This window comes from Paenibacillus oleatilyticus (genome assembly GCF_018998565.1).
Classification (GTDB): domain Bacteria; phylum Bacillota; class Bacilli; order Paenibacillales; family NBRC-103111; genus Paenibacillus_G; species Paenibacillus_G oleatilyticus.
The window spans coordinates 255,635-277,353 of the sequence record NZ_JAHNZO010000003.1; the positions used below are offsets into that span (position 1 = coordinate 255,635).

At 56.6% G+C, this 21,719-nt stretch carries 20 protein-coding genes; 17 read left to right on the plus strand and 3 right to left on the minus strand.

Annotated elements, in window-relative coordinates; genetic code table 11:
- Positions 1-162 precede the first annotated feature (162 nt).
- Positions 163-795, plus strand: coding sequence for a TraX family protein (locus KQX66_RS05975; RefSeq protein ID WP_216790905.1), 633 nt, complete (start codon positions 163-165; stop codon positions 793-795).
- 23 nt (positions 796-818) lie between these two features.
- Here KQX66_RS05975 and KQX66_RS05980 read toward each other — a convergent pair whose 3' ends face one another.
- Together KQX66_RS05980 and KQX66_RS05985 are read right to left on the minus strand one after the other, a co-directional pair.
- A complete protein-coding gene (locus KQX66_RS05980; protein WP_216791095.1) occupies positions 819-2,165 on the minus strand; it encodes a TrkH family potassium uptake protein in 1,347 nt (448 codons plus the stop codon).
- A gap of 128 nt (positions 2,166-2,293) precedes the next feature.
- Complete coding sequence (locus tag KQX66_RS05985) at positions 2,294-3,085, minus strand: IclR family transcriptional regulator (protein ID WP_216790907.1); 792 nt, start codon at positions 3,083-3,085, stop codon at positions 2,294-2,296.
- Between the two features lie 291 nt (positions 3,086-3,376).
- On the opposite strand from KQX66_RS05985, the gene KQX66_RS05990 reads away from it, so the two are divergent.
- From KQX66_RS05990 to KQX66_RS06005, 4 genes are all read left to right on the plus strand, one after another.
- Positions 3,377-4,216 carry an amidohydrolase family protein gene (locus KQX66_RS05990; RefSeq protein WP_216790909.1) on the plus strand — a complete coding sequence of 280 codons (840 nt, stop codon included), beginning with the start codon at positions 3,377-3,379 and terminating at the stop codon, positions 4,214-4,216.
- Positions 4,217-4,282: 66 nt separating this feature from the next.
- Entirely contained in the window at positions 4,283-5,992 is a 1,710-nt protein-coding gene (locus tag KQX66_RS05995; RefSeq protein ID WP_216790911.1) for an IlvD/Edd family dehydratase, read from the plus strand.
- Between the two features lie 56 nt (positions 5,993-6,048).
- Positions 6,049-6,711: an RraA family protein gene (locus tag KQX66_RS06000; protein WP_216790913.1), complete on the plus strand. Its 663-nt coding sequence runs from the start codon at positions 6,049-6,051 to the stop codon at positions 6,709-6,711.
- A 29-nt stretch (positions 6,712-6,740) separates the two neighbouring features.
- The gene (locus KQX66_RS06005) at positions 6,741-7,502 is read left to right on the plus strand and encodes an SDR family NAD(P)-dependent oxidoreductase (RefSeq protein ID WP_216790916.1); all 762 of its coding nucleotides are present in this window, start codon (positions 6,741-6,743) and stop codon (positions 7,500-7,502) included.
- Positions 7,503-7,614: 112 nt separating this feature from the next.
- Here the strand turns inward: KQX66_RS06005 and coaA are convergent, their stop codons facing one another.
- Positions 7,615-8,535, minus strand: coding sequence for a type I pantothenate kinase (gene coaA / locus KQX66_RS06010; RefSeq protein ID WP_216790918.1), 921 nt, complete (start codon positions 8,533-8,535; stop codon positions 7,615-7,617).
- A gap of 184 nt (positions 8,536-8,719) precedes the next feature.
- Here coaA and KQX66_RS06015 point away from each other — a divergent pair, with 184 nt between their 5' ends.
- From KQX66_RS06015 to KQX66_RS06070, 12 genes are all read left to right on the plus strand, one after another.
- Positions 8,720-9,046: a PadR family transcriptional regulator gene (locus KQX66_RS06015; protein ID WP_216790920.1), complete on the plus strand. Its 327-nt coding sequence runs from the start codon at positions 8,720-8,722 to the stop codon at positions 9,044-9,046.
- The gene (locus KQX66_RS06020) at positions 9,043-9,183 is read left to right on the plus strand and encodes a hypothetical protein (protein ID WP_216790922.1); all 141 of its coding nucleotides are present in this window, start codon (positions 9,043-9,045) and stop codon (positions 9,181-9,183) included. The genes KQX66_RS06015 and KQX66_RS06020 overlap by 4 nt, the downstream gene beginning before the upstream one ends.
- An 8-nt stretch (positions 9,184-9,191) precedes the next feature.
- Positions 9,192-9,434: a VanZ family protein gene (locus tag KQX66_RS38200; RefSeq protein WP_216790924.1), complete on the plus strand. Its 243-nt coding sequence runs from the start codon at positions 9,192-9,194 to the stop codon at positions 9,432-9,434.
- Between the two features lie 283 nt (positions 9,435-9,717).
- Entirely contained in the window at positions 9,718-10,176 is a 459-nt protein-coding gene (locus KQX66_RS06030) for a hypothetical protein (RefSeq protein WP_216790926.1), read from the plus strand.
- A 433-nt stretch (positions 10,177-10,609) separates the two neighbouring features.
- On the plus strand, positions 10,610-11,185 hold the full coding sequence (locus tag KQX66_RS06035) for a TetR/AcrR family transcriptional regulator (protein WP_216790929.1): 576 nt from the start codon (positions 10,610-10,612) through the stop codon (positions 11,183-11,185).
- A 47-nt stretch (positions 11,186-11,232) separates the two neighbouring features.
- Entirely contained in the window at positions 11,233-14,454 is a 3,222-nt protein-coding gene (locus KQX66_RS06040; protein ID WP_216790931.1) for a bifunctional cytochrome P450/NADPH--P450 reductase, read from the plus strand.
- Positions 14,455-14,584: 130 nt separating this feature from the next.
- On the plus strand, positions 14,585-15,127 hold the full coding sequence (locus tag KQX66_RS06045) for an AAA family ATPase (protein ID WP_216790933.1): 543 nt from the start codon (positions 14,585-14,587) through the stop codon (positions 15,125-15,127).
- Positions 15,128-15,311: 184 nt separating this feature from the next.
- The gene (locus KQX66_RS06050; RefSeq protein ID WP_216790935.1) at positions 15,312-17,063 is read left to right on the plus strand and encodes an ABC transporter ATP-binding protein; all 1,752 of its coding nucleotides are present in this window, start codon (positions 15,312-15,314) and stop codon (positions 17,061-17,063) included.
- A 27-nt stretch (positions 17,064-17,090) separates the two neighbouring features.
- A complete protein-coding gene (locus tag KQX66_RS06055) occupies positions 17,091-18,173 on the plus strand; it encodes a sensor histidine kinase (RefSeq protein WP_216790937.1) in 1,083 nt (360 codons plus the stop codon).
- Between the two features lie 265 nt (positions 18,174-18,438).
- Positions 18,439-19,443: a LacI family DNA-binding transcriptional regulator gene (locus KQX66_RS06060; protein ID WP_308647144.1), complete on the plus strand. Its 1,005-nt coding sequence runs from the start codon at positions 18,439-18,441 to the stop codon at positions 19,441-19,443.
- 51 nt (positions 19,444-19,494) lie between these two features.
- Complete coding sequence (locus KQX66_RS06065; RefSeq protein WP_216790942.1) at positions 19,495-20,259, plus strand: glucosamine-6-phosphate deaminase; 765 nt, start codon at positions 19,495-19,497, stop codon at positions 20,257-20,259.
- A gap of 25 nt (positions 20,260-20,284) precedes the next feature.
- Positions 20,285-21,514 (plus strand): N-acetylglucosamine-6-phosphate deacetylase, encoded by a 1,230-nt coding sequence (locus tag KQX66_RS06070; RefSeq protein ID WP_308647146.1) that lies wholly within the window; start codon positions 20,285-20,287, stop codon positions 21,512-21,514.
- Positions 21,515-21,719: the final 205 nt, after the last annotated feature.

Below are 21,719 nucleotides of genomic sequence, written 5' to 3' on the forward strand. Positions count from 1 at the left end.
GATTACTTTTGAACAAAAAAAGAGAGCCTGCCGGTTGGCAAGCTCTTCGATAAACTATTGCTTTCCGTGGACCGATTGCCAGAACGTTACCCTTAACAAAAGCTTGCGGTTTCCAACAGCGCGGTGTACGTTGATATAAAATGAGCATGAACGGGGGATTCTATGCAGCTTATCGCCATGATCACGATGCTGGCGGATCACATCGGCGCCGTTTTCTTTGAAGATCAGGCGATATGGAGAGTGATCGGCCGAATCGCCTTCCCGATCTACGCCTATGGCATCGTGCTAGGGTACAGGCATACGAGAGATTTGAAAAGCTACATGAAGCGTCTGCTCATCCTGGCCGTTCTATCGCAAGCGCCTTATATGCTGGCCTTGGGGAAGATGGGCGTGAACGCCGTAGGGACGCTGCTTGTGTGCGTAGCGGTCCTATATGTCATGGAACACCGCAAAAAAAGCGTTTGGCTTCCGGTTGCCGTCGCTTCGGTCGTGATCATGGAGGCTTTGAGCTTCGATTACGGCTTGTACGGACTGCTGCTGGTGCTGATCTATCGCTATACGAAAAGCCATACGATGGTGATTAGTCACTTTATTCTGAACGTCCTGTTTCTGGCGCTCAAGGGCTGGGTCCTTGGCGCATACAGCATTATTGCCACGATAGGCATCGCCTATGCGCCTGCGTTGTATGGACAATTCGAGCGCCGGAGCGTTCCGGGGTGGCTGTGGAGAAGCTTTTATCCGGCGCATTTGGCCGTCCTAGCGCTGATCGAACCGATCGTCGCGTTGTACCGATAGCTTTGCGGTCCCCTCACCCGTCTTTATCCGATGATGATTTTTCCTTCCGGGTACCGGTACAGCTCTTTTTTCGGATTCGGCTGCAAGGCGAACGCCAGCGTCACGAGTCCCACTCGCCCGATAAACATGACGCAAATCATCACAATTTTGCCGGCAAACGTCAGGTCGGCGGTCAAGCCCATGCTGAGACCCACCGTACCGAAGGCCGAGGTCGTCTCGAACAGAATTTTCAGAAAATCCTGGTCCTGGAGGGTAGACAGCAGCATCGTCGCAAACGCGAGGAAAAAAACGGCGGTCAGCGTGAACGTGACGGCTTTGTAGATGTCCTTCGCGGGCAGACGGTGGCGGAACAGCACGACGTCTTCCTTGCCGCGCAGCATCGCCACGAAAGCTCCGACCAGGATGGCGAACGTCGTGAGCCGGATACCTCCTCCGGTGGAGCCGGGAGCCGCCCCGATGAACATCATGACGATCATCAAAAACTGCGTGGCGGTCCGAAGCTCGGCGATATCGAGCGTGTTAACGCCGGCGGAGCGCAAAGTCATCGACTGGAAGAAGGAGGCGACGATTTTCGTGTCCCATGGCATGCTGCCCAGCGTCTTCGCATTGGTGAATTCGAAGATCAGAATAAGCACGGCGCCCGACAGCACCAGAATGCCGTTCGTCGACAAGACGACTTTGCTGTGCAAGGACAGCTTGCGGGTCTTGGGAAATTCGATCAGCTCCGAGATGACGACAAACCCGATTCCGCCGAAAAAGATCAGCATCATGGAAACGAGATTGATGCCAAGATCATTGACGTAGGGCGTTAAGCTGCGGAATCCGCCGAACAATTCGAAGCCCGCGTTGTTGAAGATCGACACGGCATGGAACAGGCCGAAATAAGCGGCCTTCCCGATCGGCATCTCCTGCGACCAGCGCAGCATGAAATAGAGCGCCGCGATCCCTTCGATCGTTATCGAATACAGGAATACCCGGACGATCAGCCGGACGATGCCGTCTATGTTGGCGTGATTCATCGATTCCTTCAATAAAAGGCGGTCCCGCAGCGAGACCCGGCGCTTCAAAGCCAGCGTGAACCAGGTGGCCATTGTCATGAAGCCGAGTCCGCCCAACTGCACCATCAGCAGCAAAACGATTTGCCCGAACAATGTAAAATGAACGCCGGTATCGACAATAATCAGCCCGGTGACACAGGTGGCCGACGTTGCCGTAAACAAAGCGTCGATGTATCTCATGGACTGCCCGTCCGCAGAGGCGGCCGGAAGGTTTAGCAGAAAAGAGCCGATGATTATAATAAGAGCGAAGCCTCCCGCCAATACGCGCGGCGGGGTTACTTTGATAAATCTAGATTTGGCCGGAGTGCGCACCGGATTCACCTCAAGGTCATATTCCCACGGTTGTTGTCATGGCTTTCCATATCATAGCACGGGATGCTGCGAATTTCACTATGCGTAAAGGAGAGGAATATGACCTGGGAGGCTGAGGTGGCTACCGCTTATTCTGGTTCTTGTTCCGGCGTCTGGACATACCCGAGCTGCCTCGAAATATCCAGCGCGGCACGCTTGACTTGCTCGCCGACGGCGGGGATGTCGTGGATCGGAAGCTCCGTCCGCAAAGCGGTGATGCTGACCGCCGCCTTGAGCTGCCCGTAATGATCAAATACCGGGGCCCCGATGCAGCGTACCCCTGCCTCGCCTTCCTCGTCCTCCACAGCGTATCCCTGCCTGCGGATCGCTTCGATTTCCGCCATAAAATCGTGGACGTTCGTGATCGTTTTCTCCGTTTTCTCCGGCAGTCCTTTCTCGCGAAGCGCCCGCTCCAGCAGGTCCTGCGGCATGAAGGCGGCCAGCGCCTTGCCGACGCCCGAGGCGTGAAGCGGCTGCCGCTGCCCGATATAGGTGGCGAACTTGACAAACGCCTGACTCTCCACCTTCTCGATGTACATCGGCTCAAGGTTATCGAGCACGGCGAGATGCACGGTGAAGCCCGTTTCGCCGAGCAGCCGCTCCATGGACACCCGGGCCGCGGTGCGGATATCGATCCGGTTGAGCGTAGACAAGCCGATATTGATAAATTTGGAGCCGAGACTGTACTTGCCGTCGGGGCTCTTGATGATATATTGATGCTGCTCCAGCGTATTGAGAATGAAGAACACGCTCGTTTTCGGGATGTCCACAAGCTTGCACAAGTCGCTGACGCCGACAGGCTCCTCGCGCTGGGACAGCGTTTCGATGATAGCAATCGCCTTCTCCAATGCGGGGACATTATATTTTTTATCCGTAGCCATAGTCGTTCCGCCTTACGTGATTTATTTTAAACAATATTTATAATACAAAAACGCGGTTCCAGGCGTCAAGCGCTGCCATGATCTATCGACAAGTGCCGGGATTCGGCGAAGGCCTATTGTACATGCGGTTTATGCAGTGAACTGCTTAGTGGATCAGGATCGTTGTACTTTAAAAGACCGTATTGACAAACAAACGGGAAGCGTTTACTTTTTAATTAAATAGTGTTTTATATATTAAACGACATTCAAGAAATGAGGACGGACAAACAACGCGGGGAGGGGACGTTAGAGATGATCTTCGATTGCCATACGCACGTCTTCGGTCCGGGTCAGTTCGGTGGAGCTACGCTGGCCGCGGCCAAGCGGGCTTGGGGAGACGGGCAGGAAATGCTTGTGACGCCGGAAGGACACTGGGAGCTGTTCAAGGATATCGCCGGCGCGATCGTGCTGGCCTTCGACGCCCCGGCCACGGGGCTCAACGTACCGAACGAGTACGTCGCGGACTATGTAGCCAAGCATCCCGGCAAGCTGTTCGGCTTCGCCAGCGTCGATCCGAACCGGCTGAACGCAGCCGGCCTGCTGGAAGCGGCGGTGAAGGAGCTCGGGCTGCAGGGCTTGAAGCTCGGTCCGATCTATCAAAATTTTTACCCGGAGGCGAAGGAGCATTTCTCGCTCTATGCGAAGGCGGACGAGCTGGGTGTGCCGATTCTGTGGCACCAGGGCACGTCGTTTGTGCCGGAGGGGTACCTCGACGCCTCCCGTCCGGCGGCGCTCGATCCGATCGCCCGCGCGTTCCCCAATTTAAAGATGGTGATCGCCCACATGGGGCATCCTTGGGTGGACGAATGCATCGCCGTCGTCCGCAAAAATCCGAATCTGTACATGGATCTGTCGGCGCTGGGCTCCCGCCCGTGGCAGTTTTACAATGCGCTGGTATCGGCTTGCGAGTACGGCGTGACGCATAAAATTTTGTTCGGATCGGATTACCCGTTCTTTACGACACAGCAGATGATCGACGCGCTGCGGAACATCAACCGGTTCACCGAAGGCACCTCGCTGCCGCGGGTGCCGGAGCAGGTGATCGAAGAGATTTTGCATCGGAACACGCCGGAGCTGCTGGGACTTGTATAGAAGCTGCGGCGGGTCAGACGAAGCACGAAACGCGTGCAGGGCACGCAAGAAGGAGACGGAAGCGCAATGGCGGAACAATCGGACAACGGAAAACGCAGGGGCGAAGCTTATTTTGCCGACGAAGGGCTGTGGGGGTTCATCCACCGCTCGTTTACCAAATCGATGGGATATACGGAGGAGGATCTCGCCAAGCCGGTCATCGGCATCTGCAATACGTTCAGCGAGCTGAACAAATGCCATTCCCACTTCAACGAGCTGGTCGATTACGTGAAGCGGGGCGTCTGGCAGGCCGGGGGACTCCCGATGGAATTTCCGACGATCTCCATCGGCGAGCCTTACGTCAAGCCGACGACGATGCTGCTGCGCAACCTGATGGCGATGGATACGGAGGAAATGCTGAAGGCGCACCCGATCGACGGCGTCGTGCTGATCGGCGGCTGCGACAAAACGGTGCCGGCCCAGTTGATGGCCGCCGCCAGCGCCAACATTCCGGCCATCGTGCTGACGGGCGGGCCGATGCTGAACGGGCGGTTGAACGGTCGCAGTCTGGGCGCGTGCACGGATTGCTACCAATTTACACTGGAGCATAAGGCGGGCAATCTCAACGACGAGCAGCTGGCGACGGCGGAGAACGCCATCTGCCGCAGCGACGGCCACTGCATGGTGATGGGGACGGCCAGCACGATGGCTTCCATCGCCGAAGCGCTCGGCATGGCGCTGCCGGGCTGTGCGGCCATTCCCGCGCCGGACAGTCGCAGGCGGCATATGGCGGAGCGCACCGGCAGGCAGATCGTCAATCTGGTGAAAGCGGACATCCGGCCGCGAGAGATCATGACGGAGGCGGCGCTGGAAAATGCGATCCGCGTGACGATGGCGAGCGGCGGATCGACGAATGCGATCATCCATCTGGTGGCGATTGCCGGCCGCCTGGGCATCCGGCTCCCGCTGGAGAAGTTCGACGAGCTTGCCGCGGCGACGCCGTTCCTGCTCAATCTGCGGCCTTCCGGCCAGTATCAAATGGAGGAGTATTTCGAGGCCGGCGGCGTCCCGGCGCTGATGAAGGAGCTGGAAGGGTTGCTGCACGGCGATTGCCTGACCGTGACGGGCCGTACCGTCAGCGAAAATCTGCGCGGCGTGGAGGTGCTGGACCGCAGCGTGATCTACCCGCTGGACCGGCCGCTCGATCCGCAAGGCGGCATCGCCGTGCTGCGCGGCAATCTGGCGCCGGACGGCGCGCTGATCAAGCAGACGGCGGTCTCGACGCATCTGAAGAAGCACCGGGGGCGGGCGGTCGTATTCGAATCGCCGGCCGATCTTGAGCGGCGCATCGACGATCCGGAGCTGGACGTGGACGAAAGCAGCGTGCTGGTGCTCAAGAACGCCGGGCCCAAGGGTGCTCCGGCGATGCCGGAAATCGGGCAGATCCCGATTCCGAAAAAGCTGCTGCTGCGCGGCGTCCGCGACATGGTCCGCATCTCCGACGCCCGGATCAGCGGCACGTCGTACGGTGCGCTGATCGTCCACGCCGCCCCGGAAGCGGCGGTAGGCGGTCCGCTGGCGCTCGTGCAAGACGGGGATATGATCGAGCTGGATAGCGCCGCCCGGCGGCTGCATCTCGAGGTGGATGCCGAAGAACTGGCGCGCCGCCGGGAGAGGTGGACCCCGCCCGAGCCGCATTACGACCGGGGCTACGGGTTGTTGTACATTGAACGCGTCATGCAGGCGGACAAAGGGTGCGACTTCGACTTCCTCGTCCCGAAGGAACTGCGGAAGTAAGGGGCACGAACGAACGATCCTGTACAAATTTTTGGACGAATGAAGGAGGAAGATCAATGTACGACAACGATAAGTCATTGTTTGATTTCATGTGCGAAAGCTTGTATTCTGCGGTCATATCCGATACGTTGGACGAACTGGGGTACCGCCATCAGGTGATGAGAGAGGACCTGACGCCGTTGTCCGCCGATTGGGTCATTGCGGGGCGGGCGAAAACGATGCTGTCCGTCGACGTGCATCATCTGCCGGACGATCCGTACGCGCAGGAAATTGCCGCCGTGGACAGCATCCGGCCGGGCGAGATCGTGATCGGCTGCACGAACCGTTCCCGCCAGAACGGGCTGTGGGGCGAGCTGCTCTCGACCGCCTCCCAAGCTCGCGGTGCCCGCGGCGCGGTCGTGGACGGTCTCATCCGTGATTCGAAAAAAATTTTGGAGCTGGATTTTCCGGTCTTCGCGACGGGCACGAAGCCGGTCGATTCCCGCGGCCGCGGCTTGGTCATCGAATACGACGTGCCGGTGCTGTGCGGCGACGTGCTGGTCCATCCGGGCGACGTCGTATTCGGCGACCGGGATGGCGTTGTCGTCATTCCCGCCGGGGTCGTCGATGAGGTGGTCCGACTCGCTGCGGACAAAGTGACCCGCGAAAACCATACCCGCGATGAGCTGAAGGCGGGCCGCACGCTGCGGGAAGTGTACGACAAATACGGCGTGCTGTAACATTATTCGGATAAAGGAGGAGAAGCGCCATGAGGCTTAGCGGCAAACGCGCGCTTGTCACCGGCGGCGCCCGGGGCATCGGCAAAGGCATTGTCGGACGCTTTTTGGCGGAGGGAGCCTTCGTGATCGCGCTGGACCAGAACGAAGCCGAGCTGGAGGCCTTGCGGAAGGAATTCGCGGGGCATGCGGAGAGGCTTGCTTTGTCGGCATGCGACCTGCGTGACCTGGGACAGCTTGAACAGGCGGCGGGAGAGGCGTTCGACCGGTGGCAGGGGATCGACATTGTGATCAACAATGCGGGGATTGCGTACCGGGAGCCGTTTCTGGACATCCCGCTGGCCCATTGGGACGCGGTGATGGACATCAACGTGCGCGCCGTGTTCCGGCTGGGCCAGTTGGCTGCCGAACGGATGATCCGGCAGGGGACGGGCGGAAGCATCGTCAATATGAGCTCCAAGAACGGCCTCGCGGGCAGCTCGATGCTGGCGCATTACAACGCTTCGAAAGCCGGCGTCATCCTGCTGTCGCAATCGATGGCCGTCGAGCTGGCGCCGTACGGCATCCGCGTGAACGTCGTCGCGCCGGGCTTCGTGGAGACGCCGCTCGACCGCGAGCTGCGCATCCGGGAAGGGCTGCCGGCCTTTTCCGAGCGAACGCCGATGCGTAGGTCGGCCACGATCGACGAAGTGGCGAACGTCTTCCTGTTTCTCGCATCCGACGAATCCAGCTACGTAAACGGTTCCACAATCACGGTGGATGGGGGACATCTTGCGAACGCGAGCGAGTTTTAACGGCAGCGGGCCTATGGCCGCACAGCCGTCCGCTTCCCTGACAGCCGCGCCAATGCCGCTTCGGCATTGAAGCTGGGCGCCGCCGGGGGGAAGGGGGCGGCTTTTTGCCGTCTCACTTCCGCACGAATACCCGCTGTACGGCGTGATTCGCCCCTTTTTCCAGAATCATCTTCGCGCGTCCTTTGGTCGGCAAAATGTTCTCGTGCAGGTTGACCGCGTTGATGTCCCGCCAAATCCCGGAAGCGGTTGCGACGAGCTCCTCGCCATGCAGCTCGGCAAAACGGTGGAAGTACGACTTCGGATTAAGAAACGCCGTTTCCCGGAGCATCCGGAACCGTTCGACGTACCACTGCTCGATGTCTTTTTCCTTCGCGTCGACATAAATCGAATAATCGAAAAAGTCGCTGACGAACACTTGAGACTGTTTTCCGACTTGCAGGACGTTGATGCCTTCCACGATCAAAATATCGGGCTGGCGGATCGTCTCCACTTCGTCCGGCACAATATCATACGACAAGTGCGAGTAGACCGGCGCATGAACGACGGGCTTGCCTGCCTTAATATCGCGGATAAACCGCAGGAGCTTCTTGATGTCGTAGCTTTCCGGGAAGCCTTTGCGCTTCATGAGCCCTCGCTCCTCAAGCACGCGGTTCGGGAACAAGAAGCCGTCCGTCGTAATCAGCTCCACGTTCCGATGCTCCGAACATCGCGACAGCAGCAGCTGCAGCAGCCTTGCCGTCGTGCTTTTGCCCACGGCCACGCTCCCGGCAATGCCGATAATGAACGGAACCGGTTCGGCGCCATTTTGCAGGAACGAAGCGGACGTGCGGTGAAGCGTCCTGGCGTTCTCCACCAGCAGATCGAGAAACCGCGTCAAGGGAAGATAAATTTCTTCGACCTCTTGAAACGGAACTTTGTCGTTCAGGCCTTTGAGCTGCTCGAACTCTTCCATCGTAATGCGAAGCGGCGCGGTAGCGGGCAGTCCGGACCACGCCTGACGATCGAATTCATAATAGAGGGAGTACGGATTCATCGGGACCTCGCTGTCCATCAAATGGTTTAGTAGTAATGCATTTTCATATCATAGCATGACCCGGCGGCGATTTCACTACTTGAACTTTTTTTTGACAAAAGAAAATCGTAGGGGGAACGGTTTGTTTTTTTAATTACCTTGTAATACGATGTATATAGAAAAACATAGTTGGTAGGTGGTCAATATGAACAAAGAGCTGCTTAAAGGCAGTATAGACATTCTGGTACTCTCTGTTGCGGACCGAGGAGACACATATGGTTATGAGATCATACGGCGATTGAAAAAAAACAGCGACGAGCTCTACGAAATGAGCGAAGGCACATTATATCCCGCTCTGCGGCGTCTGGAGGACAAAGGTTTCCTTGTTTCGTATTGGGGTGATTCGGAGACCGGCGGAAGAAGAAAATATTACCGTATTACGGAGGACGGCAAACGTGAGCTAGACCGTAAAGTTCAAGAGTGGCAGGCCGTCCATCGATTGATTCGCGTATGCTTGGAGGGAAGGGTATGAGACCGATCGAAAAATACCTTTGGAGATTGGGCGAGAGGCTGCGGATGAACGAACAGGAAATAGAACTGATCAAAGAAGAGATGGGTGACTATTTGGCGCTGTTGTGCTCAAAAACACCATTGGTCAAATCGGTCTGATGTTTCCGATGGGATTATTTTTGCCGACGCTGTTTCAATCCCTGCGGAAGTGGAAATTTTTCGTGTCTTCTATACTGATGGTTCTCATAGGTATAGAATCTATGCAATACTTCACCCGATCGGGCGTCGGCGATATCGATGATGTATTCCTTTATATTCTGGGCTCATCGTCCGGATTTTATGGTTACCATATGATTTCTCGGTTTGTGCGCAAGGCGCGAAACGCGTCCGGATCGCTGTCTAAGCGTTAGTTCAGGCGAAAGCAAGTTGACTGGATGGTCCTAGATTTTTGCTGGTCAGGCAACCTCTATAATCCTATTTGACCACTTTCTCAACAAGCTGTCGCTGGCCTAGCCAGCGTTTTTTTATGCTCGCCGATGCTTTAATTCGACAAATTAATCAAGAAATCGACTTTTTTTGCACCACATAATGCCGTTTTTCTGCCAGATAATCAAACAAACACAACTTGGTTACTAGTTAATCTATTATTGGGTTGAGCATATCGCAATAAAGAAAACGGGAGGTTGAACAGCTTTGAAAAAAATTTGTTTGGGAATCATCTCTGTTGTTTCCGCGCTTACCTTTGTAACCTCTGCTAGTGCAGCGACGCCAAATGTCTCATCTACGCCAAACTCTTTCGAAGTTTCTGCTAAGAAGATTCAAAATGGTAAGATGGATTTCTATTTAGTCGATGGTGAATACGGAGAGTATGTAAAATGGCTCAAAATAAAAAAGGGCTCCGACTTAACGGTTTCCATGTCTGATGTAACTGGAAAGAAAAATTGGAGATTTAAGGTTGAAATTTACAATAAAAAGACTGGCAAAACTGAAGCCTGCACTCTTAGCAACTCTGACTTTGATTCCGATTCTTGTACGATTACAGGGTTAAGAGAAGGCGAGTACACATTATCATTCAAGAATAAGAATGGGGCCACGATGTCGGGGCTTCTCAGATTCCATTTTGACGGAGAATTCGGTGGAATTGTGAGATAATAAAGAAAAGAAAGAGGGGCCATTTTCCTCTTTCTTTTCTTTATTTAAGGGTAGCTACTAGAACGTAAACACTCAAAAACCCTGTAGGACTGATTTTCGGTTTCCATGTACTTGCTGCGGGATAATCTCCGTCGCTGTCGCCCGTATCCCCGAACCGTCCAGACAGGTTACCCTTACGTATACGCTTAGATTCTTCTGGGAGTTTGCAACCGCACGGAGTTTGTATCCGTATTGCACGGCCAGTTGTTTTGCGCGTTCTTCGCTCATGGATTATTCTTCCTTGAAAAGGGGAAAAAGCCCTACTTTTTTTGTTTCTTCGTTTCAAAGCCGTGCATAACGGCTTTTTTTATTTGAATTTATGTATGTACTGGTTTATAATGGGATTAAATGATAGATTAATCTATCAAATTCCATCAAAAGTGAGGCAGAGATTATGGAGACGGCCAGATCGGCAACAAAGGAGCTCCGGCTCCATGCCATACTTGATGCGGCTACGGAGCTTCTGGTCGAGAAGCCTACGGCATCCCTGAACGAGATTGCCGAATACGCGGGCATCGGCATCGCCACCCTGCATCGGTACGTGGCGAGCAGGGAGCAGCTGATGCTGCAGCTGGGGCTAAGAGCGGCGCAGGTTGTGGAAGAGACGATAAGCCGTATCCCGCTGGACGAGGAATCGAGCGAAACCTACATTTCGCAGCTGGTGGAAGCGCTGATTCCGCTGGGAGACAAAATTTATTTTCTCGCTCATGAAACCTCCCTGAATTACAACCTCGAGATGTCCGCGGCCGAGGAGAAGCTGAAGGAACCGATTCACCACATGATCCAATCGCTGCAGCGCAAAGGCCATTTCCGGCAAGATATGAGCAGCGAATGGATTCTGAACGTGCTGTATTCGCTCCTCTTTGTCACCTGGCAGCAGGTTCATGAAGGCCACGTTGCCAAAAAATCGGCGGCGGCGCTAGTTCTGGAGACGCTGTACCACGGGTTTAAAGCAAGCAAGCCGGAGTAGGTTTAAAGAGGCTCGGCAAGGCAAATGGATACGGGAGGATGGTTGTTATGAGTGAAGCGGGAGTTATTCCTCAACCCAAAACTTATGGTCCCCTTGGAAATTTACCTTTGATCGACAGCAAGAAACCGACCCTTTCGCTTTGTAAACTTGCAGAAGAGTACGGCCCTATATACCGGATCACGCTTCCGGGTTATTCCAGCATTGTGGTGTCCGGACATGACCTCGTAGCGGAAGTTTGCGACGAATCGCGCTTCGATAAAAGCATAAAGGGCGACCTGGAGAACGTGCGCGCCTTTGGCGGAGACGGGTTATTTACAAGCCGCACGGATGAGCCGAACTGGCAAAAAGCGCACCGGATTCTTCTCCCCACCTTCAGCCAGCAGGCGATGAAAGGGTACCATGCGATGATGGTCGACATCGCTTCGCAGCTGATTCAAAAATGGGCCCGTCTCAACCCCAACGAAAGCATCGATGTCGCGGAAGACATGACCCGGCTAACGCTGGACACGATCGGCTTATGCGGCTTCAATTACCGCTTTAACAGTTTTTATCGCGAAACGCCGAGCCCTTTTATCAACAGCATGGTCCGCGCGCTGAACGAAGCGATGCTGCAAGGCAGCCGCCTGAAGATCCAAAATCTGTTCATGGTGCGAACGAGACAGCAGTTTAACGAAGATATTCAAACGATGTTTTCCCTGGTAGACAAAATGATCGAGGAACGAAAGGCAAACGGGGACCGGGGGGAAATCGACCTGCTCGCCCGGATGCTGAACGGGAAGGACCCGGAGACAGGCGAGACGCTGGATGACGAAAATATCCGGTATCAGATCATCACGTTCTTGATCGCCGGACATGAGACGACCAGCGGCTTGTTATCGTTCGCTTTATACTTTTTGCTGAAGCATCCGGATGTGCTCCAGAAGGCTTATCTGGAAGCGGACCGGGTGCTGACGGATTCGTTTCCGACGTATTCGCAGGTGCTGCAGCTCCATTACATTCGGATGATTTTAAACGAATCGCTGCGCTTATGGCCGACGGCCCCGGGATTCGAGCTCTATGCGAAGGAAGATACGGTCATTGGCGGAAAGTATCGCATTCGCAAGGGGGAAGGCATCGGGGTGATTCTGCCGCAGCTTCATCGGGATAAAGCTGCCTGGGGGGCCGACGCGGACGAATTCCGCCCCGAACGGTTCGAAGATCCCGGCAAAATTCCCAATCATGCCTACAAGCCGTTCGGTAACGGGCAGCGGGCTTGCATCGGCATGCAGTTTGCGCTTCACGAAGCGACGCTGGTTCTCGGCATGATTGTCCGGCATTTTGAGCTGGTGGATCATACGAACTATCAGTTGGACGTGAAGCAAACCTTGACGCTCAAGCCGGGCGATTTTCGTATCCGCGTGCGGCTGCGGCATAAGACGGCAAGCCCCGCGGTGCATGAACAGGAAACAGCAGGCCATGCCAAGGCCGTTGTGGCGAATCTAGGGCAGGCGCAGGCGAACCGTCCGCTTGCAGGGGCGGAAAAGATGCCTCTGCTCGTGCTTTACGGCTCAAACTTGGGCACGGCGGAAGGGATCGCCCGCGAGCTGGCGCATACCGCGCGGGCACAAGGCTTCCGAAGCGAGGCTGCGCCGCTGAACGATGGGGCCGGAAGGCTGCCCCGGGACGGGGCGGTGGTCATCGTCACCGCGTCTTATAATGGCAAGCCCCCGGGCAATGCGCGCGAGTTCGTGACATGGCTTGAAGGCGTGCAGCCTGGCGAGCTTAAAGGGGTTCGCTATGCCGTATTCGGGTGTGGGGACCGCAGCTGGTCCAATACGTATCAGGATGTGCCGCGGTGGATTGACGAGCAGTTGGCCCGGAAGGGAGCGGCAAGACTCTCGGTGCGCGGCGAGGCGGATGCCGGCGGCGACTTCGAGAAGCAGCTTGACGAATGGCGGGTCCGCCTATGGTCCGAGCTTAGGCATGCTTTTGGACTGGAACGAAGCGACGCGGAGAAGATGGAAAGCGGCGTTCAGGTCCGGATGGTCAGCGGCTTGGAAACCATTCCGCTTGCCCGGGCCTACGGCGCTTTCTACGCTTCGGTGATGGATAACCGCGAGCTCCGGATGGCCGGCAGCGGCCGGAGCACACGGCATCTGGATTTCGCGCTGCCGGATGGGGTTACCTACCGGGAGGGCGATCTTCTCGGCGTGCTGCCAAGCAACAGTCTGGTGAACGTCGGCCGGATTTTGCGGCGGTACGGCTTGAAGGGGAGCGATCAATTGGTTGTCACGGCGGCAAACGGTAACGGCCTCGCGCATCTCCCGCTGGATCGTCCCGTCGGTATCCATGAACTGCTGAGCCGGTGCGTAGAGCTGCAGGAAGCCGTTACCCGCGAGCAGCTTCGTGAGCTTGCGGCCTATACGGTATGTCCTCCGCACAAGCGTGAATTGGCAGCGATGGCTGAGGAGAGCGTCTACGAGGAGCAGATCCTGAAGAAGCGCATGACCATGCTCGACCTGCTTGAAAAATATGAAGCCTGCCAGCTGCCGTTCGAAAGACTGGTCGAGCTGCTGCCCCCTTTGCAGCCGAGATATTATTTCATATCCAGCTCTCCGCAGACCAGCCCAAGTCAGGTCAGCATTGCCGTAGACGTGGTGCAGGACCCGGCTTGGAGCGGGAGCGGCGAATACCGCGGGACTGCTTCGAATCACTTGGCCGAATGCAGGCCCGGAGAAGAAGTCTTGCTCTTCATCCGCGCGTCCGAAGCCGGATGGCGGCTCCCGGAAGATCCGGCGACGCCGATCATTATGATCGGGACCGGGACGGGAGCGGCGCTTTTCAGGGGCTTTTTGCAGGCGCGGGCCGCGATCCGGGAGCGGGGAGCCGCTTTGGGCGAGGCGCATCTGTATATCGGATGCCGGAACGAAGCGGATTCGATTTATCGCGAGGAGCTTGAGCGCTACGATAGGGAGGATGTCGTTACGCTTCATCAAGCTTTTTCCCGTGCGGAAGGGAAAAGCTGCATCCATGTCCAGCATTTGCTGGAACGCCATGCCTCGAATTTGATGGACATCCTTGATCGGGGAGGTCGCATCTACGTATGCGGGGATGACGCTCAAATGTCCATGGAGGTGGAGTCGGCATTGCAAAAAGCATACCGGACCGTGCACGGAGCAGGTGAGCGGGAAGCGAAGGCTTGGCTGGAGCGCCTTCGAACGGAGGGGCGTTATGCGAAAGAAGGATGGGCGTGTGTGCATCCGGAAAATAGCGCCGCCATAGTCAAATAGCAGCTTATCCGCGCTGTTTTGACCTCGGACCGGAGGAGCAAACCGTTTTATCCAAACTGTCCCTAATGATGATTGTTGTGCGGATGTTACACTGGAAGCGACACGAACTTCGCGCGAGGGAGGCATTTGCATGAAATCCGATGAAGATACGGCTATTTATCTAATTACCGGGGTGATGGCGAGCGGCAAATCGACGGTCGCGCAGCTGCTGGCCGAGCAATTCGGCCGGGGAGTTCATTTGCGCGGCGACGCGTTCCGCAGGATGATCGTCGCGGGCCGGGAAGAGCTGCTTCCCGACGCCTCGGAGGAGGCGACCCGTCAGCTGCGTTTACGGTACCGCCTGGCGGCCGCCGCGGCCGATACGTATGCCGATGCCGGCTTCACCGTCGTCGTGCAGGACGTCGTCGTCGGTCCGATGCTGGAAGAGTTCGTCTCGTTCGTCCGGCATCGTCCGCTTTATGTCGTCGTGCTGGCGCCCAGTGGCGAGGCGGTTGCCGCAAGAGAGGCGGCCCGGGGGAAGAAAGGCTACGGATTGTGGACGGTTTCCGGGTTGAACGGCATTTTGCATAACGAAACGCCGAAAATTGGCCTTTGGCTCGATACGTCCGAGCAAACTCCGGAAGAGACGGTAAGCGAGATCAGAAGACGGTCTGCGAAAGAAGCGGCTGTCTGATTTTTGTTGACGCTGCGGCTGCGCAGCCTGCCTTGATCCGACGCTTTTACGCGGATGAAGGCTTTTTTTCATTTCCCGGAGTTCCAATCTTTTCCGTTAATATTCCGTTTAAAAAAATATCGTAAAGTACAGATTGTCAAACGGAAGAGAGTTATAGGAAAATAGAATGGGAGTTGGGATACACATGTCAAAACCGAAAACATCGGCGAATTGGCGGCAATTGATCCGGCTTGTCCGGGAAACGAAGCCTTCCAAGGCGTTGCTTGCCGCCGCGCTGTTTCTGAGCATCATCTCGACTTTGGTCGGCTTGGCGATTCCGCTGTTTACGAAAAATATGGTCGACAGCTTTTCGCTGACTTCCTTAAGCCTGACGCAGATCGTGCTGATGGGAGTAGCTTTTATCGTTCAAGCGATTGCGGGCGGCGTCGGCGTTTATTTGCTCAACCGGGCGGGGCAGAAGGTCGTTGCGTCCCTGCGGGACCGGCTGTGGAAAAAGCTGCTCGTGTTGCCGGTCTCCTACTACGACAATCATGAGACGGGGGAGACGATCAGCCGGATGACCAACGATACCGGCGTTGTCAAAGGCTTGATCAGCGAGCACTTGACCGGCTTCTTCACCGGCATTCTGGGGGTCGTCGGATCGATCGCGGTACTGCTGTATCTTGATTGGAAAATGACGCTGATGATGCTGATCGTCGTGCCGCTGGCCATCTTGATTTTGGCTCCGCTCGGCAAGCAGATGCATAAAATTTCGGTCGGCCTTCAGGATGAAACGGCCGGCTTTACGGCGGTGATCAGCCGGGTATTGTCGGAGATCCGGCTTGTGAAGGCTTCGAATGCGGAGACGGTTGAATATCGGAACGGGCAGACGGGCATTGAGAAGCTGTTCCGGCTTGGCTTGAAGGAAGGCATCGTTTCGGCGTGGGTCGGGCCGCTTATCTTTTTCATCCTGATGCTGCTGCTTGTGGTCATTATCGGGTACGGCGGCGCGCGGGTCGCTTCCGGCACACTGACGGCGGGAGATCTGGTGGCGTTCATCCTGTATTTGTTCCAATTCGTAATGCCGATTACGCAAATTACGAACTTCTTCACGCAGTTTCAAAAGGCGGTCGGAGCGACGGAACGAATGGCAGCGCTGCTGGAGCTCGGCGAAGAGGATCATGCCTCCGGCAAGCCCCTTGATAACGCAGGCCGACCGTTGACGCTCGAACGCGTAACCTTCGCCTATAAAACCGGCGAAACGATACTGGACGATGTCAGCTTCGCCATGCAGCCCGGCAAAGTCACAGCCATCGTCGGCCCGAGCGGCAGTGGGAAAACGACGCTGTTTGCGCTGCTGGAGCGGTTCTACCCGCCGACCGAAGGCACGATCAAGCTTGGGGACGAGCCGATCGATGAGTATTCGCTGCCGTCGTGGCGCAGCCGAATCGGCTATGTCTCCCAGGAAAGTCCGCTCATCGCCGGGACGATCCGCGACAACATCTGTTACGGCTTGCCGCACGACGTGACGGATCAAGAGCTGGAGCAGGCGGCGCGCATGGCTTATGCCGATACGTTCATTCACGAGCTTCCGAACGGCTACGAAACGGAAGTCGGAGAACGGGGCGTCAAGCTGTCCGGCGGACAGCGGCAGCGGATTGCGATTGCGCGTGCGCTGCTGCGCAACCCGCAAATTTTGATGCTGGACGAGGCGACCTCCAGTCTGGACAGCAAGTCGGAAATCGTCGTGCAGCAAGCGCTGAACAATTTGATGCAGGGCCGGACGACGCTGGTTATTGCGCACCGGCTGTCGACTGTGGTAGATGCAGACCAGATCGTTTTTCTGGAAAAAGGCAAAGTAACGGGCATCGGCACGCACGAGCAGTTGTTCCAAACGCATGCGCTGTACCGCGAATTCGCCGCGCAACAGCTTCGCATTCAAGAGCAGCACGTTTAAACCTATCGCGGATAAGGAGGGACGGGAGTGGAAGTACAGCGCCAGGCGAACCGGAAAACGGCTCGCGGATGGAGATTTTTTAAAAGCGTTTGCGGGATTTGCCTATTACTTTTATTTTCGCTGGCGAGCTGGTCGGCCGCTTATTTCTTCATCCGCTATTTGCTGAATGCGCTTGGAAGCCGGCCTTCGGATTACGTCGGCCAGCTATTTACCCAATTGGTCGCGTTTGTTACCAGCATGGGGATTATGGGGACGATCGGAGTGATTTTTCGCGACAAGCGTATGGAAATGTTCCGGCCGATGATCGATGCGATGAAGCGGATCGCCAAAGGCGATTTCACCGTCAGCATTCCTTCGGACGAGCGCGTCCCGGGCCAGTTCGGCGAGCTCGTCGAAAGCATCAACCACATGGCCGTCGAGCTCAATCAGATGGAAAAAATGCGTCAGGAATTCATCTCCAATGTCTCCCATGAAATCCAGTCGCCGCTGACGTCGATCGGCGGCTTTGCGCGTATTTTGCAAAGCGACGAGCTCAGCCGGGAGGAACGGATGCATTATCTCGGCATCATCGAAAAGGAAAGCGCCCGGCTGTCCAAGCTGAGCGAAAATCTGCTGAAGCTGACCTCCCTCGAATCCGACCATCATCCGTTCGAGCGGAGGCGGTACCGGCTCGACAAGCAGCTGCGCAGCGTGATTTTGGCGTGCGAGCCGCAGTGGCACGAGAAAGGAATCGACATGGATGTGTCGCTGGAAGACATCAGCATCGAGGCTGACGAAGATTTGCTGAGCCAAGTGTGGCTCAACCTTCTGCACAACAGCATCAAATTCACCCCGGCCGGCGGGACGATCGGCGTTCGGCTCAAGCGCAGCGGGCAGCAGGCGGTCGTCTTCGTCACCGACACCGGGATCGGCATCCCCGAGAACGATGTGGCGCATATTTTTGAGCGGTTCTACAAGGCGGATAGGTCCCGCAACCGAAGCACGGGGGGGAGCGGGCTCGGGCTTGCGATCGTCAAGCGAATTGTCGAGATGCATACGGGCTCCGTCGCCGTGCAGAGCGCTCCCGGCACGGGAACGACATTTACCGTCAGGCTTCGGGCTTTGCCTTGAACGGTTGCCCCTACATGAATCGCGACGAGAATAACCGTGAAATCGAGGGTGCCGCTTCGGCGCATGCTCGATTTTTTTACGTCGATGTCCGCAGCGCTCCGCCAGCTTGGTTGCAGCTTGACAGGACGAGCAATGAGGGAATATAATACAGAAAAATTGAACCGGTTCAAATTAGTTATACATTGTGATGGGAATGTTTTTATTAAAGCATTTCCTTTTATTGAAAAATAAATTTGAACCGGTTCAAATTAAGGGGGCGCGGATCGTGAAGCTCACCATTAGCGACTTGGCGAAAATGACCGGTCTCGCCAAAAGCACTATATCGGGCGTGCTGAACAACAAGGACGGATTTTCGGAGAAAACGAGACAAAAGGTGCTGAAGGCGGCCGAGCAGTACGGCTACGTTCCGAATGAGATTGCCCGGGGATTGTCCACGAAATATACGAAAACGATCGGGCTTGTCATCAAGGACATCACCAATCCGTTCTATAGCAAGCTGACCAAAGGCGTCCAGGAGGTCGCAGGCGAATACGGCTATACGGTATTTCTTTGCAGCAGCTTCGAGGATCACCGTACCGAAAAAGAGCAGATTCAAGCGATGCTAAGCAGACGGGTGGACGGCCTGATCGTTGCGCCGCTGCTCGAGGAGGTGACGTTCGACCATTTGTTCGATCTGAAAGCGAAGTCCGTCCCTTTCGTCCTGCTTGGAAGCGTGCCGGGGCTGGACAGCTCGTATGTCGAGTTCGACGATTACGACGGCGGGCGGCAGGTGACGGAGCATTTGCTCGAACGGGGCCATCGCAGCATCGGCTTCGCTGCCGGGCTTCCCACATCCAGAGCCTCGCGGGAGCGCCTTCGGGCATGCCGGGATGTTTTATCGGCGCGCGGGCTTGTTTTGCGGACGGAGTTTACTTTCGAAGGAGCCCAAGAGCTGGTTGACGGGGTGGAGATCGGTCGGAAGCTGATTGCGATGAAAGAGCGGCCGTCGGCGCTCATCTGCTTCGACGACGTGGTTGCGCTGGGGGTCGTCAAAGCTTTTCAAAGTGAAGGTCTTCGGATTCCGGAGGATATGTCCTTGATCGGCTTTGACGATATCGACTTGATGATTTTTCCGCTGACAACCGTCTTCATCCCAACCTATGAGGCGGGAAAAGCGCTGGCGCGTACGTTGTTCGGGCGGATCTTCGGCGGCCCGGACACACCGCCGCAGCGCATCGTCTTCGACGAGAAGCTCGTCGTGCGGCAGTCCGTCCGAACGGTGACGAACTGAAATAAGTCTTGAATCTTGAATCGGAAACAAACGAATGGAGGATGACGGATAATGAAGCAATGGACGATCGAACAGGTGACCGCCGAGGCGTACGATAGCCGGGAAACCATGGGGCAAGCGGCGGCGCAGCGGCTGGCGGAAGCGATCCGGACGAAGCTGCAGGAGAAGGAGACGATCGCGGTCGTATTTGCTTCCGCTCCGTCGCAGAACGAATTTTTGCGTTCGCTGCGTACAATGGACTCGGTCGCATGGGAGCGCATCCGCTGCTACCATCTGGACGAATATGTCGGTCTGCCGACCGAGGCGCCGCAGAGCTTTGCGACGTATTTGCGGACGGAGCTGTTCGCATTCCGGACACCGCTCGAATTTTATGCGCTGAATGGCTTGAACGATCCTGCTGAAGAGTGCGCCCGCTACACGGAGCTGCTGGAGCGGCACCCGATCGATATTGCCTGCATCGGAATCGGCGAGAACGGGCATATCGCCTTCAACGATCCTCATGTGGCGGACTTTGCCGATCCCGCCCGTATTAAGAAGGTCGAGCTGGACGAAACGAGCCGCAAGCAGCAGGTTAACGACGGCTGCTTCCCGCAGCTTGATGCAGTGCCGCGCGAGGCGCTGACGCTGACGATCCCGTCCATCGTATCGGCTTCGCATATCATTTGTACGGTGCCCGGCGAGCGCAAAAGCGATGCGGTCTACCGGACGTTGTTCGGCCCGATCGACTTGTCCTGCCCGGCGTCTATCTTGAGACGGTCGGCCCGCTGCGATATGTTTCTGGATTTCGCCAGCGCTTCCCGCATTGCATCGCAATAACGGCGCATACAAAGGAGGGACGAAAGTGACCGATCCCAATACGACGGTAATCGAAGGACGGCGGGCAGATACGGGGAGACGGGTTCGTTTGGTTGCATCCGGAGGTATCATTGCTTCGATGGAAGAGACGGAAAGCTCAGGCACAGAGGCGTCCGGACCTGACGAACTCTGGATTGCTCCGGGTTTCGTCGATCTGCAGATCAACGGGTACGGGGGAGAGGACATCAACCTGACGGGGGCCGATATGCACCGGCGGGTGGAGACCGTGAAGCGGCTGGTAAGATCGGTACTGGCCTCCGGTACGACGTCCTTCTGCCCGACAGTTATTACGGCGAGCTTCGAGCAGATGAGAGACTGCATGACGGCGATACGGCTCGCTTGCGAGCAGGATGAGCTGACGGCTTCCGCCGTAGTGGGCATTCACATGGAGGGGCCTTACATATCGGGCGAAAACGGACCTCGGGGCGCCCATCCGGCGGAGCATGTACGAGACCCGGACTGGGACGAATTCAACGCATGGCAGGAGGCTTCGGGGGGCCGCATCCGGCTGGTTACGCTGGCGCCGGAACGCCAAGGCGCTGCGTCATTTATCCGCAAGCTGGCGGAGGCGGGCATCGTTACCAGTATCGGCCATACGGCGGCCGATCACGAGCATATCGCGGCTGCTGCGGAAGCGGGGGCGCAGATGAGCACGCATCTCGGGAACGGGGCGCACCCGCAGCTTCCGCGCCATCCGCACTATATTTGGTCGCAGTTGGCGGAAGATCGGCTTGCCGCCAGCGTCATCTGCGACGGACATCATCTGCATCCTTCCGTTGTGAACGTAATGCACAAAGTGAAAGGCGACGCCCTGCTGCTTGTCAGCGATGCCGTACATTTGGCGGGCCTGCCACCCGGCATTTATCGCACGCATGTCGGCGGCCAGGTCGAACTGCAGCCGTCCGGCCGGCTGCACATGGTGGAGAATCCGAACCTGCTCGCCGGAGCGGCGGTCAGTCTGGCGGACTGCGTAGGGCGATTCGCCCAGATGACAGGCTCCCCACTGGCTGCGGCCATAGCGATGGCGACGGATAGACCGGCGCGTCTGCTTGGCTGCACAGGGATCGGTACGCTCGAAATCGGGCAGGCTGCGGATGCGGTGACGTTCCGCTGGAACGCCGAGGCGGGCAAGCTGGACGTGCAGGCGGTGTACAAGCGAGGCCGGCTCGTCGGGCCGGAGCGGCATGGAGATTCCGCCTCGGACACGAGGGCATAGAAAAAAGGAGGCACTCAAGCCTCCTTGAGCTTGTTGAGAAAGTGGTCTAAGCAAAAATAGAGAAACATACGGAGGTGGGGTATCCACTGGAGAAGCGATAGCGGCCGCCTTTGTCTTCGGGAAATGTCCGCTATTAAGCGGCTTCCAGTCAAATTTCCCGAAGACAAGAGTGGTCGGAAGTGGATACCCCACCCCTTCGTTACCT

Bases quoted from the DNA above. Each gene is read 5' to 3' on its own strand.
- KQX66_RS05975 (WP_216790905.1), top strand. From the start codon at position 163: ATGCAGCTTATCGCCATGATCACGATGCTGGCGGATCACATCGGCGCC.
- KQX66_RS05985 (WP_216790907.1), bottom strand. From the start codon at position 3,085: ATGGCTACGGATAAAAAATATAATGTCCCCGCATTGGAGAAGGCGATT.
- KQX66_RS05990 (WP_216790909.1), top strand. From the start codon at position 3,377: ATGATCTTCGATTGCCATACGCACGTCTTCGGTCCGGGTCAGTTCGGT.
- KQX66_RS05995 (WP_216790911.1), top strand. From the start codon at position 4,283: ATGGCGGAACAATCGGACAACGGAAAACGCAGGGGCGAAGCTTATTTT.
- KQX66_RS06000 (WP_216790913.1), top strand. From the start codon at position 6,049: ATGTACGACAACGATAAGTCATTGTTTGATTTCATGTGCGAAAGCTTG.
- KQX66_RS06005 (WP_216790916.1), top strand. From the start codon at position 6,741: ATGAGGCTTAGCGGCAAACGCGCGCTTGTCACCGGCGGCGCCCGGGGC.
- coaA (WP_216790918.1), bottom strand. From the start codon at position 8,535: ATGAATCCGTACTCCCTCTATTATGAATTCGATCGTCAGGCGTGGTCC.
- KQX66_RS06015 (WP_216790920.1), top strand. From the start codon at position 8,720: ATGAACAAAGAGCTGCTTAAAGGCAGTATAGACATTCTGGTACTCTCT.
- KQX66_RS06020 (WP_216790922.1), top strand. From the start codon at position 9,043: ATGAGACCGATCGAAAAATACCTTTGGAGATTGGGCGAGAGGCTGCGG.
- KQX66_RS38200 (WP_216790924.1), top strand. From the start codon at position 9,192: ATGGGATTATTTTTGCCGACGCTGTTTCAATCCCTGCGGAAGTGGAAA.
- KQX66_RS06035 (WP_216790929.1), top strand. From the start codon at position 10,610: ATGGAGACGGCCAGATCGGCAACAAAGGAGCTCCGGCTCCATGCCATA.
- KQX66_RS06040 (WP_216790931.1), top strand. From the start codon at position 11,233: ATGAGTGAAGCGGGAGTTATTCCTCAACCCAAAACTTATGGTCCCCTT.
- KQX66_RS06045 (WP_216790933.1), top strand. From the start codon at position 14,585: ATGAAATCCGATGAAGATACGGCTATTTATCTAATTACCGGGGTGATG.
- KQX66_RS06050 (WP_216790935.1), top strand. From the start codon at position 15,312: ATGTCAAAACCGAAAACATCGGCGAATTGGCGGCAATTGATCCGGCTT.
- KQX66_RS06065 (WP_216790942.1), top strand. From the start codon at position 19,495: ATGAAGCAATGGACGATCGAACAGGTGACCGCCGAGGCGTACGATAGC.